This is a genomic window from Pseudoalteromonas sp. SR44-5 (genome assembly GCF_014163675.1).
GTDB classification, from domain to species: Bacteria; Pseudomonadota; Gammaproteobacteria; order Enterobacterales; family Alteromonadaceae; genus Pseudoalteromonas; species Pseudoalteromonas rhizosphaerae.
Genome location: NZ_JACJDT010000044.1, coordinates 26,586 through 41,239, shown reverse-complemented (window position 1 = coordinate 41,239; position 14,654 = coordinate 26,586). Strand labels below are relative to the sequence as shown.

Sequence of the window (14,654 nt, the reverse complement as noted above, 5' to 3'; positions counted from 1 at the left end):
AGGTTCTAGGTTCTAGGTTCTACAAAGTTTATATAGCTCGATTCTAGTCAAGCTATTCCTAGTGCCTATATCTTCCTAGCCCCTCAATTAACTTCAATACCCGACTGTTTTAGTCAAGTACTGTGTTCATTGTAATTACCTGAGTAATTTAGTCAAGTATTAGCGGCAAATAGTCTTATAACTTTCGCTTATTTAGTAGACTTATTTATTGAGGTTAAAATACCGCGCAAGATATTTAGCTCTGCGTCTTCTGGGCGTGCACGGTTAAATAAACGACGTAGCTTAGTCATTACCATGCCCGGATGCTGCTTAATAATAAAGCCTGTTTCCAGTAAGGTTTGTTCTAAGTGTTCGTAAAATAACTCGGTTTGTTTTGAGCTTGGATACACAGCATCATCTACTGGCGTGGCTTTTGGTTGTTGATTTAAAAACGCCATACGCGTTTCGTAACATAAGGTCTGCACAGCCATTGCTAAATTAAGCGAGCTATATTCAGGATTAGCCGGAATACACACATGATAGTTGCACAGTTGCAGTTCTTCATTACTTAAACCACTGTTTTCGCGGCCAAAAACTAATGCTACAGGACCAGTAACAGCTTCGGCAACTAGCTTCTCACCACATTCACGTGGTTCCACCATCGGCCACGATAAAGTACGTGAACGGGCGCTAGTACCAATAGTTAGAGCACAACCTGCAATCGCTTCAGCAACTGTGTCAACGATTACCGCATTACCTAGCACATCAGTTGCACCGGCCGCTAATGCGCTGGCGTGGCTATCAACTTCACACGCTGGATCAACTAAATACAGTTTTGATAAGCCCATGGTTTTCATCGCGCGCGCCGCTGAGCCGATGTTACCTGAATGCGAGGTGTTTACTAAAACAATGCGGATGTCATCTAAGATCATTACTGTTTAACTCATACCAAAAAATTGCGCGAATTATAACATAGAGAAAAGCTGTAAGCAGCAAAGATTCTAGGTTCTAGGTTCTAGGTAATAAATATGGGAAGTTTTATGTATCAACGATCAATGCTGGCTTTTGTCTTGTAATTTTTACCTTGCAACTCAATCCAGTACAAAAAACACTCAAAAATTTTTGGGGTTTATTGTTTACTTTGTGTCAAAAATCGCTAGAATACGCCGGCTGAAATATATAGAAATATATACACGTTCTTTTACAACCCAAAGGTAATACCATGCATCCAATGTTAAACATTGCGGTTCGCGCTGCGCGTAACGCAGGCAAAATTTTACTTCGCGCTGGCGAAGATTTATCAAAAGTTGAAGTGCAACAAAAAGGCACTAATGATTTAGTAACGAATATTGATAAAGAAGCCGAAGCCGTAATTCGCGACACTATTTTACAATCTTACCCTACTCACTCTATTGTTGGTGAAGAGCTAGGTGAGCACGTAGGTAAAGATGCAGATTACCAATGGATTGTTGATCCTATTGATGGCACTACAAACTTCATCAAAGGCATCCCTCATTACGCGGTTTCTATCGCACTTAAAGTTAAAGGTCGTCTAGACCAAGCTGTTATCTACGATCCAATTCGTGGCGAGCTTTTCACCGCTTCTCGTGGTCAAGGCGCACAGCTAAATAGCAAACGTCTTCGTGTAAGTAAAACTACCGTTCTTTCTGGTACTGTTCTTGCCACTGGTTTCCCATTCAAAAACAAACACCATATGGATGCGTATACTGAAGCATTCAAAGCATTGTTTGTTCACACTGCTGATATTCGCCGTGCCGGTTGTTCTGCACTAGACATGGCATACGTGGCAGCTGGCCGTGTTGATGGTTTCTTTGAAATTGGTTTGAAACCATGGAACTCAGCTGCAGGTGAACTAATGGTTAAAGAAGCTGGCGGTATGGTTGTAGATTTTGCCGGTGGTAATAATTACGCTCACAGCGGTAATATTATCTGTGGCGCACCGAAATTAACACAAGCGATGATCCGTGAAATTCGCCCAGTATTAACTGAAGCGTTACTTCGCTAATAGCGAGTTATACTCAGATCGATACTAAAAGGAGCCTAGGCTCCTTTTTTAATGATTAAAATAAGGGTTCTCTAATTTGATCTCAACAGTGTTCTGCGGATCAAATGGCAAGGCCTTTAAATCATCGCCAAAATACTGGTTAAATAGCTCATCAAAACTACCGTTCTTTTGCATAATAGCTAAGCCATCGCTGAGCGTTTTTGCCAGTTCTGGCTTGTGTTTGGCCACAAAGTAATAAAAAGCACTCGGGTAGCTAATATATAAATTTGGAACAATAACCAGCGCTTGCTTATTAACTTCTTTTAACTCTGAGCTTACTTCTATGAAGGAGCGAGGAAAGTAATCAACTCGTCCGGTCAAAACGATATTAAACATCGCTTGATAATTTGCAAACGGCCGTACTGATAAATCATTATGTGCCAATATTTTGGTATCTGGCCAGTCATGCCCTTGAATTGCAGTAAACCCTTTTAGTTGCTCTTTGCTCTTGATATCAACAAAGCGATTAAGAAACGACTGCCTAGTTACTAAGGCTCGCTTACCAATATAACCTTTAAATAACGGCACTTTTATCGGTATTGCTAAGGTTTCTCGTTCTGGGCTGGTCATACTCCAATATAGGTCAACGCTATTATCGCCAAGGGCTATGAGCGCCCGCTGTTGGTGAGGATGTACCACGACAGATTCTAACTGGGCTGAATAATTAGCAGCATCAAGCGCACGTTGCAGTAACTCTTTTAAGTATGCATCTCGTTTATATAATGTTCGAGGTTCTTGAGCGATTGTGACCGTTTCTTTTGCTGCAGTTTTAGCACTGCATACGGTACTAACAATAAGTACCGAGAGCGAGATGAGTGAAAAGAAATACCTAGTCATAATTATTATTTTCTAGTGTTTTAGTAAAGCTACACGCTGAGCAATAAATACTCAAGAAAAACAGCCCTACTTAACGTTATTTTATATGACTTGTTTCTCAGGAGTTAAACGTACAACCGCCAAAGCAGGGCCACGTCGTTTACATAAAAATAGATAGCTTTGGCGATAACGTTTTGCTTCTTTTTTAGCATCTGTTGCCAATGCAGCAATTTGATGGCTGTTAGTACACTGCTCTAGATCGGGTTCAACAACGCCAATCGATAAAGTAAGTAAAGGTACAAATTGCTTTTCACCTTCACGATTAGTTGCCCAATAACCACCACTGGCAATATGCTCTGGCGTAAAGAATGCACGAGATTTCAGCTCAAACTCAGTTATTATGTTGTTACATACTGTAGCCGCATCATCACCATCAAAGACCACCATAAAATCATCGCCACCAATATGACCAACAAAACTGGGCACATTACTACAAGCTTGGGTGGTGACATCAGCCAATAATTTGATAACGCTATCACCACTGGCGTAACCATATAAATCGTTGAACTGCTTAAAGTGGTTTAAATCAATATAGGCTAATGCAAAGCTGTGTTTGGCTCTTAATCTATGCTCAATTGCTTCGTTAATTGCAACATTCCCCGGCAGCATAGTAAGTGGATTAGCATGCTGAGCATGACGAATTTTCTCTTCCGTAATATGTTTTAAAATATCCCGCAGTGGCGCGAGCCCTAAGTACTGCTCAGTGCGAGTGATCACAATATGACGGCGAATATCAAAATCATTTTCGGTAATTTGCTGACTAACAGTATCAAGTAGCTGATTTTCATCAACTACCAAGGGTTGCTTATGCATTAGTGCCGTAACCGGTTGTTTGTCGTATAAAGCATGGCCATAAGGAGCCGCAAATACTTCTGTCAGTTGATCTTTGTGTAATAAGCCTATCGGCTGTAAGTTTTCGTCTACAACCGCAAGACTGATAATCGATTTATCTTTTTCAAAAATATTATGCGCATCTTTACAACGGGTATGACTGTCGATGGAGGCTTGTTCGATTGCTAGCCAACCTATCGCCATTGATTGCTCAAACTGATTGGTAAGTGGAGTAAAACTTAATTGCTGTAATTGAGCTGAGTCAAACGCTAAACTAGGCTTTAAACTTGGTCGTTCCAGCAAAAAGCCTTGCGCATTCACAATGCCTAGCCCTTCAAGTAAACTTAGTTCTTCAACCCGCTCTATGCCCTCTGCTATCACGGCTGTTTTGGTAACTTTCGCTAACTCTATAATTGATTTTAAAAATTCTTTTTTAACCACGCTTTCATCACAATGGTCAATAAAATAACGATCAATTTTCACATAGTCAGGACATAATTCTGACCATTGCTTTAATCCTGAGTAGCCTGCACCTAAATCATCGATGGCAATCGAAAAACCGAGCTGGCGATAATGAGCAATTGTTTTCAGCAATAAAAAGCCATCATCGACCTTTTCTTGTTCGGTAACTTCAATCACCACTCTATTAGCGGCCAAACCAAACTGCTTAATTAGGTGTAATGTTTCGCCTTTCGGATGGCAGGGATCAAGTAAGGTTTTAGGGCTTACATTTAAGAATAATTTGCCTTGTAGTTTTAACCTTACAAAATTTTCGATCGCTTTTGAACGGCATAGCAACTCAAGCTCTGAGATTTTATCGTGCACAATTGCAGCACTAAAAAGCGTATTTGGCATCTCTAATGCACAATTTTTAGGACCGCGACTTAATGCTTCGTAACCTAATATTTGCTGCCCAGCGATATCAAAGATGGGTTGAAACAGTGTCGTTATTTCACTATTTCGCAATATATTGTCTAATATACTTAGCTGAGCACTCACTTATCAATAACCCATTACTTCATTAAGAGGCAGTTAAAGTAGCAAGCTGGTATGACAATTTTATGGCAATTGAGTTTAAGCTACTTACTTTAATACTTGTTCAACCTGATCAAAATGAGCAATTACCTCAATAATCTCAAGTTCCGCATATTCATAAGCTTGTTGATCAACAAATCCTGAACGAGCAATCGCTTGTACAGTCGCAGGATGAACCAATAAATCCTTACCGTGATAACAGATGGGCTCGTCAAACTTAGGTAGCTTACCATCGCTATGATAACCACTTTCAATTTCTTCTAGGGGCAATGACGGGAGCAAATCAGCAACAGCAATAAGCGCATTTAAGTATTCAGCACATTGTGGATAATCAACTATCAAGTCACTGAGGATAGTCTGCGATAGCGCGACTAAATCAGCAGATTGAGTTTCTAAATTAGCCGCATCTTTTTGCACTCTAATACTGCGAAGTAAGTTGTTAGCTTGATGCTGGTAATGCTCAAGTGTTGTTAATTGATAAGGTTGTACAGCAGCCTTTGATTGCTTAGGTTTAACGTTGTCATCACATCCGCTAACAATAATTAGACTACTAGCGACTACAAGTTGCTTTAACATTAGTTGGTTACATCAATACTTAATCAATAATTACTATTATAGGAAATATTTAATTTCATAAATAGCAATAATTAAAATTCGCCATGATAAAGCCCCGCTTACATATAGCCTTACACCGAGCCAACCCGCAGGCTTCCAAAACCCTAGCACCTTTAACTTTATCTCTTTAATCTCTTCCTCTGTGAGCTCTGTGCCCTCTGTGGTGAATTAATCATTTAAACAATTTGCACCACAGAGGACACCGAGGCGCTTCGCGCAACACAGAGAAAGTAAGGTTAAGCCCAACCCTATTACCTTCCTTTACCTCTTTGTGAATGAAAAACTTAAAATATTTTTCACAAAGAGAAGACATTTAAGTCACGCGGCATAAACCCGCGCCTACGTAAATTCAAACACCGCAGCAAACCCGTAGGCGGAATTACTTGACCAAGGTACATCGCGCAATTTTAAATTCACCAGTTAGACAGAGAGTTGTGAAAAACCTTTCGCGTAGGCAAGCCACTCGCCTACAAGTTATTAAGCACCAAAGTAACTTTAAACTCCCGTAGGCATTAAGCTTGCTGACGCGCGTCTTTTAACCTCTTTGCGAATATGAATAACTAAAAATATTTTGCACAAAGAGAAGACATTAGAATATTTTTAATAGCGCGGTGGCAAGCCACTCGCCTACAAGCTATTAAGCACCAAAGTAACTTTAAACTCCCGTAGGCGTTAAACTTGCTGACGCGCGTCTCTTAACCTCTTTGCGAATGAATAACTAAAAATATTTTGCACAAAGAGAAGACATTAGAATATTTTTAACAGCGCGGTGGCAAGCCACTCGCCTACAAGTTATTAAGCACCAAAGTAACTCTATACTCTCGTAGGCGACACAAACACTTAAAAGCAAAAAACCGCTCAATGAGCGGTTTTTTAAACGTAAACTTAGATTTATACCTATGGCATAGCGTCTAAATCTGCGCCTTCTTTTTCGATAACTTCTGGTATTAAGTCTTCTTTACTTACGCCCATCGCAATCGCAACGGCACTAGCAACATAAATCGAAGAATAAGTACCAATAAACACACCAAATAACAGCGCTGTAGCAAAACCATGAATAGTTTGACCACCCCAAGCAAACAAGGCGATTAATACTAAAATAGTGGTAATTGAAGTTACTAGAGTACGGTTAAGTGTTTGCGTTAATGAAATATCAATTATCTCAACAGTATCGTCGATACGCACTTTGCGGAAGTTCTCACGAATACGGTCAGATACAACGATAGTATCATTAAGAGAGTAACCTATTACCGCCAGTATTGCCGCCAATATGGTTAAGTCGAACTCTAACCCTAATAATGAGAACAAACCTAAAGTAATGATTACATCGTGTAAAAGTGCCGACACTGCGCCTACCGCAAAACGCCACTCAAAGCGAAATGCCACATAGATCAAGATACAAATAAGCGCAGTTAACATGGCAAGGCCACCCTGCTCTTTTAAGTCTTCACCTACACTTGGGCCAACAAACTCAATTCGACGCATTACTACGCTATCATCGGCTTTTTTTAGTGCATCAATTACTTGGTTACCAATTACTTCGGCTTTAACATCATCACCACGCGGTGCTAAGCGAACCAAAATCTCTTGGCTTGAACCAAATAATTGTACTGATGCATCTGCAAAACCATTTTCAGCTAACACTGAACGTACTTTCTTTAAGTCTGCTGGTTGTGCAAAACCGACTTCTACCGCTGTACCGCCCGTAAAATCTAAGCCAAAGTTTAAACCTTTAACGAAGAACGATGCGAACGATGCCAAAATAAGTAGCGTTGAGATGCTCATAGCAACTTTGCGCAGCGACATAAACCCTAAAGTTCTGCCGCCTAATTTTAAAATTTGCATATCTGCTCCTTAAATTGACAGCTTATCAATGCGCTTACCACCAATACATAAGTTGATTACCGCACGGGTACCAACAATGGCTGTAAACATTGAGGTGATAATACCTATCGCAAGTGTCACTGCGAAACCAGCAATTGGGCCTGTACCCACTGCGAACAGGATAATCGCAGCAATTAAGGTGGTAATATTGGCATCAAAAATCGTACTAAAAGCACTATCATAGCCATGATGAACAGCCTGTTGCGGACTACGTCCATCGGCCAGCTCTTCGCGAATACGCTCAAATATTAGTACGTTGGCATCAACTGCCATACCTACCGTTAGTACGATACCAGCAATACCTGGCAGTGTTAGTGCAGCGCCTGGGATCAACGACATAACACCCACAATCAATACTAAGTTAGCTGCTAAGGCAATATTAGCGACTAAGCCAAAACCTTTGTAATAAACTAACATAAAGATCAGTACAAACAGGAAGCCTAAAGCAACCGCCGTCATACCTGCTTCGATATTTTCTTGACCTAAGCTTGGCCCTACCGTGCGCTCTTCAACAATTTGAATTGGCGCAACAAGTGCTCCCGCACGTAGTAATAAACTTAAGTTATGTGCTTCTGCAGGGTTATCAATGCCTGTGATGCGAAACGAACGATCAAGACGCGCTTGTATAGTTGCCACGTTGATCACTTCTTCCACCTTAATTGGTGGTAGCGCTTTACCGTTTTCGTCTGTTTTACCAGAGGGCTTATACTCTATAAATACCGTCGCCATACGCTTGCCAATAGCACGCTTAGTGAAAGCATTCATTTTCGCGCCGCCTTTGCTATCAAGGCTAATACTTACTTGCGGACGTTGGTATTCATCGGCACCCGATTGCGCACCAGTAATGTGACTACCTTCGAGAATAATGCGTTTTTTAAGTACCACTGGGTAGCCATCACGGCTCATGATCATTTCAGTACCAGGCGGAATACGCCCTTGCGCTGCTGCCGTTGGATCGGCATTTTCGTCTACTTCACGAAACTCAAGCGTTGCTGTAGCACCCAAAATCTCTTTCGCACGCGCAGTATCTTGCACACCAGGTAACTGCACAATAATGCGCTCTGCACCTTGACGTTGTACGTTAGGCTCAGCAACACCGATTTGGTTAATACGGTTACGGATAATGGTTTCGTTTTGCTTGATAGCATAGTCACGAATTTCTTTGAGTTTTTGCTCGCTGATGGTGGCATAAAACGCGTTATCGTTAGAGCTATCATCAATGTAGTTGTGTAATGGGTAGCGTGACTGTAAAAAACGCTCTGCCGCATCTTTATCTTCTGCGCTGCGCATCTCCACACGAATACGTTCAGTACCAGCTACACGACGTACCGTGCGATAGCGTAGTTTTTCTTCACGTAAATCACTTTTATAGTCTTGATCCATTTGTTCCAGCGCGTTATCAACCGCTGTCACCATGTCAATTTCCATCGTAAAGTGAACACCGCCACTTAAATCCAAGCCCAATTTCATTGGATTGCCGCCAAGGGCTTTTAACCAATGAGGTTGCGCCGGGGCCATGTTAATGGCTGAGATGTAATCGTCGCTCAATGAATCACGCAATAAATCTTGCGCTTTAAGCTGCTCTTCAACATTTTTAAAGCGGATCAACACTTGACCGTTTTCGAACTTAACTGATTTTACGGTAACATTGTGCTCTTTGAGGGTCGCATTTACTTTGTCTACTACAGCTAGATCTGCATCAGTTCCTTTAGTACCTGAAATTTGTATGGCCGGATCACGACCATACAAATTAGGAGAGGCATATAAAAGACCTACCGCAATCACAGCTAGAACAAGTAAATACTTCCATAATGGAAACTTGTTTAACACGTGGGCGTCCTTATTATTATAGCGACTTCATTGTGCCTTTAGGCAATACTGCTGACACTGCTGATTTTTGTACAGTTACTTCAGCTTGATCGTTAAGTGAAATAACGATGAAATCTTTATCTTCAGAGATTTTAGCGATTTTACCCACTAAACCACCTTGAGTAAGAACTTCGTCGCCTTTTGCCATCGCATTCATCAGCGCTTTATGCTCTTTTACACGCTTAGCTTGTGGACGGTAAATCAAGAAGTAAAATACTAAGCCAAAGATAGCTAGCATGATCAACATCTCATAACCACCACCGGCTGGCGCTGCACCTGCCGCACTTGCGTGGGCGTTTGAAATAAATAAACTCATAACACTTCCTCTTTAATTTTTAAATTTAATTTGTGGTATCTGCAAGCTCTGGCACTTCTTGGCCGCGGCGTGCATAAAAATCATTTACGAATTCATCTAACTTACCGTCACCGATCGCATTACGTAAACCTTCCATAACGCGCTGATAGTAACGTAAGTTATGAATTGTGTTTAGTCGTGCACCTAAAATTTCGTTACATTTATCAAGATGATGTAGGTACGCGCGCGAATAATTCTTACAAGTATGGCAATCACACTCAGGATCAAGTGGGCCGGTATCTGTTTTGTGCACAGCATTACGAATTTTCACAATGCCACCGGTTATAAATAAATGACCATTACGCGCATTACGAGTTGGCATTACACAGTCAAACATATCGATACCGCGACGAACGGCTTCAACTAAGTCTTCAGGTTTACCTACACCCATAAGGTAACGGGGTTTGTTCTCTGGCATTTTATAAGCACAGTGATCAAGAATGTTAATCATCTCATTTTTTGGCTCACCGACCGATAAACCACCGAGTGCGTAGCCATCAAAACCAATTTCTTCAAGACCTTGTTGTGACTGAGCACGCAACTCCGGGTACATACCACCTTGGATAATACCAAATAAAGCTGATGGATTGTCACCGTGACCTTCTTTTGAACGCTTAGCCCAACGAAGTGATAACTCCATTGAATCTTTAGCTTCTTTTTCGGTGGCAGGATAAGGCGTACATTCGTCAAAAATCATTACGATGTCTGAACCTAAATCACGCTGCACTTGCATGGCTTTTTCTGGTGAAAGCATAATTTTTTCACCGTTAACAGGCGAGCTAAACAATACACCTTCTTCGGTAATTTTACGCATTGCGCCTAAGCTAAACACTTGAAAACCGCCTGAGTCGGTTAAAATTGGTTTATCCCAATTCATAAAACCATGTAATCCACCATGCTGCTTGATGATTTCAGTACCAGGGCGAAGCATTAAATGGAAGGTGTTACCTAGGCAAATATGCGCACCAGTGTCTTTGACTTCATCTGGGGTCATACCTTTGACAGTACCGTAAGTACCTACTGGCATAAATGCTGGCGTTTCGACTACGCCTCTATCAAAAATCAAGCGGCCTCGGCGGGCTTTACCGTCTGTACGGTCTAATTCAAACTTCATATCATCCTCAAATGTCAGAAAAACAGTCCAACAAGCTATAATTTAACCGCTCGATTCTACCCTTTTTGTAAAACCATTACTATTAATTGGGCTCAAAGCTGAAATTAAAAGTGCAAAAATCAAAACTAAAAAGCCCAACGCAATGCTGGGCTTTAAGTGCTTTTATAGAAAAAACTATTTACGGGTTAAAAACATCGCATCGCCGTAGCTAAAAAAGCGGTATTTTTGTGCAATTGCAGTTTGGTATGCACTCATAATATTATCTTGCCCAGCAAATGCACTAACCAACATGATCAATGTCGATTCTGACAAGTGAAAATTAGTGACCATGGCATCAACTACGTTAAATTGATAACCTGGGTAAATAAAAATATCGGTGTCACCAAAGTAACTGGCTAATTGGCCGCCATGTATCTTAGCTGCTGATTCCAATGAACGTACCGAAGTTGTGCCTACCGCAATCACTCTGCCGCCGTTAGCTTTGGTTGCAGCGACTGCTGCAACAACATCATCAGGCACTTCAATGTATTCGGAGTGCATTATATGATCATTAACCGAGTCTACGCGCACCGGCTGGAATGTGCCAGCGCCAACATGCAAGGTAACAAATGCCATGTTTACACCCTTGGCTTTTAATGCAGCCATGAGCGTATCGTCAAAATGTAGACCGGCAGTTGGCGCTGCAACCGCGCCAGGTTTTTCACCGTAGACTGTTTGATAGCGTTTGCGGTCTTCGTCAGTATCTGGACGGTCAATATAAGGCGGCAGTGGCATATGACCAATATCGTTTAAAATTTCCAGAACGTTTTGCTCACCTGTAAACTCTAGTTCAAACAATTCGCCATGACGACCCACCATAGTCGCCTGCGCTTTACCTTCGAGAATAAGTTCTGTACCTGGTTTTGGTGATTTACTGGCGCGTACATGAGCCAGCACGCGATGCTCATCAAGCACGCGCTCTACCAGCACTTCAAGTTTACCGCCAGATGCTTTTTGGCCATACATACGAGCAGGGATCACTTTGGTATTATTAAATACCAACAAGTCATTTTCATTTACTAAATCAAGAATATCGCTAAATATTTTATGTTCTACAGCGCCACTTGGGCCATCTAAGGTTAATAAGCGACTGCTGGTTCGATCCTGTTTAGGAAAACGAGCAATTAATTCATCAGGTAAGTCAAAGCTAAAATCAGCCACGCGCATAGGATATATCCAGATCAAAAAAGTCGCGCCAAGTTTAACTGTATCGTGCTATTAGCTCAACCAACGGCTTTAATTAAAATACAATGGAATGTTCTCTTGTGGTTCGAGACAAATGGCATTATTCTACTCAACTTGATTAGAGCTAGGTTGATAAGAGGTGTGACATAAATGGCTAAGCAGCTAACTTTGCTGATCTTAAACGCCAGTGTCGCTGAGCGTCAGGCTGTTAAGTCAACCTTAAATCGGCTCAATGTATTTACTTTCCTTGAAGTGGCCGATAGCCAACAAGCCCTCGAAATTCTTAAATCTCAAGCGGTCGATGTCATTATTACCGGTCTAAATGTTGGTAAAATCGATGGCTGGCGATTTTCTCGGATGATCCGTTCAGGGTTATTAAAAACCCCAAAAAACACACCAATTGTGCTTACTCCGCCTATCTATTGTGAGCGAATAGCCGAAACGACAGCACGCAGTTATGGCATAGATGCGGTATTACCATTTGAACGCCAAGATATGCTGCCACAGGTACTGGCAAATGTATTATCAACGCATTTAGAAAAAAGCAGTCGCTTAGATTTGTTGCTGCTCGAAACCGACAGTAGTAAAGCCGCCGAAATAACGCAACAACTACAGCTAAACTTTGCCTGCACCCATGTTTCTAGTAATAAACAAGCATTATCAATCTATTTGCAGCAAAAGTTTGCCATTGTGTTACTTGATGCAACCGCAGCACACGCAGGAGCTGCCAGTCAATTAGTTGAAGAGATTTTACAACACAACCCAAAACAAGCCATTGTAACTATTATTGATACAAAAGATGCCGATCATGCTGAACAACTATTGCTTTCAGGGGTTACTGATTTTATTCGTGCACCGTATGAACAAACCTTGTTAAGTAAAGTATGCGACCATGCTGCGCGCCGTGAAGATTTTATGGTCAGTTATGCAGAGTTTGCACAAAAAGTAGAACAGCTAAGTCAAAGTCAAAGCCGCTATAAGGAGCTATTTTCAGCCCATCAGCGGATACTATTACATCTTAATACTGTGGTGCTTGAATTTGATCAACAAGGCCGCATTCGTTTTATCAACCCTGCGTGGGAAGCACTCAGTGGGTTTGGCATAAAACAAACCTTGAGCAAAGCACTCTCTGACTTTTGTATCAATGATTGCAAAGATAAACTACTGCAAACAATTAGCAGTATTTTGCATGGCGGTGCCTTGCAACAGCAGGTTGAAGTGCAAATTATTCATAAAGATGGTCAAGCTATTTGGGTTGAGTGCCGCTTACAACTAATCAAAAACAGCAGTAATGCTGCCACGATCACCGCCACAATAGATAATATTCATGAGCGCAAACAAGCTGAATTACAGCTGCGCCATTTAGCGCTTCATGACACCTTAACCGGCTTACATAACCGCTATTATTTTGATCAACAACTCAATCGAATTTGCCAGCCGCAACGCACTAATGGCGACATAGAACACGCTTTAATTTATATTGACCTCGATCATTTTAAAATAATTAATGACAGTAAAGGTCATCAACAAGGCGATATAGTTCTTAAAGAAGTTGCGCAACTATTTAACGCCAATATCAGTGATGAACACTTAGTGTGTCGCATTGGTGGTGATGAATTTGCGGTGATCTTAAATAATATGAATCTGCTTGATGCACACTTGATAGCTGAAAGTATTTGTATGGCTATTGAAGGTCACCAGTTTAAATCTGAAGAACAAGTTTATTCAATTAGCTGCTCAATTGGCTTAACGCAAATAACAGCAGCGAACCATGATCCGAGTGAATGCTTAAAACAAGCTGATATTGCCTTGTACGTTGCTAAAAGCTTAGGCCGTAATTTGGTTCATTGTTACTCTAAAGAAGATGCCAGCCATAACACCTTGCAAGCTGGATTAGAGTGGGGACACAGCATTCGCCAAGCATTACAACAAAACCAAATTGAATTACATTACCAGCCGATTTGGGACTTTAAACATGGTGGTGTCGCTTATTTTGAAGCACTGTTACGCTTAAAACTCGACGGTGAACTGGTTTATCCAAACCAATTTATTCCGTCACTTGAATTATTGAACGACACTTACTTAATGGATCAATGTGTGATCAGCAATGCAATTTCTGCCATTGCCGCTAACCCTGAACTAAATCAAGTTGCGATAAACCTATCTGCGCAATCGTTTTTAGATGAACGCCTATTGCCACATATCGAATCGACCCTTGAAAAGTGCGATATCAGCCCTACCCGGGTTATTTTTGAGATCACCGAGTCCGCCAGTATCAATAATTTAACTGCCACTCGTGCGATGATCGAAAAGCTCAATCGCTTGGGCTGTCATTTTTCAATTGATGACTTTGGCACTGGCTTTAGCACCTTTAATTATCTTAAACAGCTGCCAGCTCAACATGTAAAAATAGACGGTTCGTTTGTTCGCGATATGCTCAATGATCCAATCGACTTGGCGTTAGTTAAAGCAATAAATGATATTAGTCGCTCGCTCAATAAGCGTTCAGTTGCTGAATATGTTGAAAATGAAGAGATCTTTTTAGCACTAAAAGAAATAGGTGTTGATTATGGCCAAGGCTACTTTATTTCACGCCCGGTGCCCGTAGAAAAAATCAAACATCAGTTACAAAAAATTTATCAAAACAAAACTTTTTACGAACAACCACCTAGCTAAAATAGCGAACTTTTCATACAAATCTACGCATTTTTTTACTTCCATCTTGTGATAACTCATCTATACTTTGCTCATCGGGCGATAAATGTCTTGTGATTATGATGATAATCAAAATTTCACATGACATCGTT

11 protein-coding genes are annotated in these 14,654 nt (G+C 41.1%); 2 read left to right on the top strand and 9 right to left on the bottom strand.

All coding sequences use genetic code 11. The features are described 5' to 3' along the window. Window positions 1-188: 188 nt before the first annotated feature. A complete protein-coding gene (trmJ, locus tag H5154_RS18420) occupies window positions 189-911 on the bottom strand; it encodes a tRNA (cytosine(32)/uridine(32)-2'-O)-methyltransferase TrmJ (RefSeq protein WP_145236524.1) in 723 nt (240 codons plus the stop codon). A gap of 290 nt (window positions 912-1,201) precedes the next feature. Between trmJ and suhB the strand changes: the two genes are divergently transcribed. Continuing rightward, complete coding sequence (gene suhB, locus H5154_RS18415; RefSeq protein WP_145236520.1) at window positions 1,202-2,005, top strand: inositol-1-monophosphatase; 804 nt, start codon at window positions 1,202-1,204, stop codon at window positions 2,003-2,005. Between the two features lie 48 nt (window positions 2,006-2,053). Here the strand turns inward: suhB and H5154_RS18410 are convergent, their stop codons facing one another. The 8 genes from H5154_RS18410 to queA all read right to left on the bottom strand — a co-directional run bounded on the left by H5154_RS18410 (window position 2,054) and on the right by queA (window position 11,829). Next, window positions 2,054-2,881, bottom strand: coding sequence for an ABC transporter substrate-binding protein (locus H5154_RS18410; protein WP_182719210.1), 828 nt, complete (start codon window positions 2,879-2,881; stop codon window positions 2,054-2,056). Window positions 2,882-2,962: 81 nt separating this feature from the next. Beyond that, window positions 2,963-4,750, bottom strand: a complete 1,788-nt coding sequence (locus H5154_RS18405) for a bifunctional diguanylate cyclase/phosphodiesterase (RefSeq protein ID WP_182719209.1) — start codon at window positions 4,748-4,750, stop codon at window positions 2,963-2,965. Window positions 4,751-4,834: 84 nt separating this feature from the next. Further along, window positions 4,835-5,362, bottom strand: coding sequence for a hypothetical protein (locus H5154_RS18400; RefSeq protein ID WP_182719208.1), 528 nt, complete (start codon window positions 5,360-5,362; stop codon window positions 4,835-4,837). A gap of 936 nt (window positions 5,363-6,298) precedes the next feature. Further along, complete coding sequence (gene secF, locus H5154_RS18395; protein WP_182719207.1) at window positions 6,299-7,246, bottom strand: protein translocase subunit SecF; 948 nt, start codon at window positions 7,244-7,246, stop codon at window positions 6,299-6,301. A 9-nt stretch (window positions 7,247-7,255) separates the two neighbouring features. Then, on the bottom strand, window positions 7,256-9,115 hold the full coding sequence (gene secD / locus H5154_RS18390) for a protein translocase subunit SecD (protein WP_145238253.1): 1,860 nt from the start codon (window positions 9,113-9,115) through the stop codon (window positions 7,256-7,258). Between the two features lie 16 nt (window positions 9,116-9,131). Continuing rightward, window positions 9,132-9,470 carry a preprotein translocase subunit YajC gene (gene yajC / locus H5154_RS18385; protein ID WP_016709184.1) on the bottom strand — a complete coding sequence of 113 codons (339 nt, stop codon included), beginning with the start codon at window positions 9,468-9,470 and terminating at the stop codon, window positions 9,132-9,134. 25 nt (window positions 9,471-9,495) lie between these two features. Beyond that, window positions 9,496-10,623: a tRNA guanosine(34) transglycosylase Tgt gene (gene tgt / locus H5154_RS18380; RefSeq protein WP_145238250.1), complete on the bottom strand. Its 1,128-nt coding sequence runs from the start codon at window positions 10,621-10,623 to the stop codon at window positions 9,496-9,498. Between the two features lie 174 nt (window positions 10,624-10,797). Next, window positions 10,798-11,829 (bottom strand): tRNA preQ1(34) S-adenosylmethionine ribosyltransferase-isomerase QueA, encoded by a 1,032-nt coding sequence (gene queA, locus H5154_RS18375; protein ID WP_182719211.1) that lies wholly within the window; start codon window positions 11,827-11,829, stop codon window positions 10,798-10,800. 168 nt (window positions 11,830-11,997) lie between these two features. Between queA and H5154_RS18370 the strand changes: the two genes are divergently transcribed. Then, window positions 11,998-14,523 carry an EAL domain-containing protein gene (locus tag H5154_RS18370; RefSeq protein WP_182719206.1) on the top strand — a complete coding sequence of 842 codons (2,526 nt, stop codon included), beginning with the start codon at window positions 11,998-12,000 and terminating at the stop codon, window positions 14,521-14,523. The last annotated feature ends 131 nt before the right edge of the window (window positions 14,524-14,654 follow it).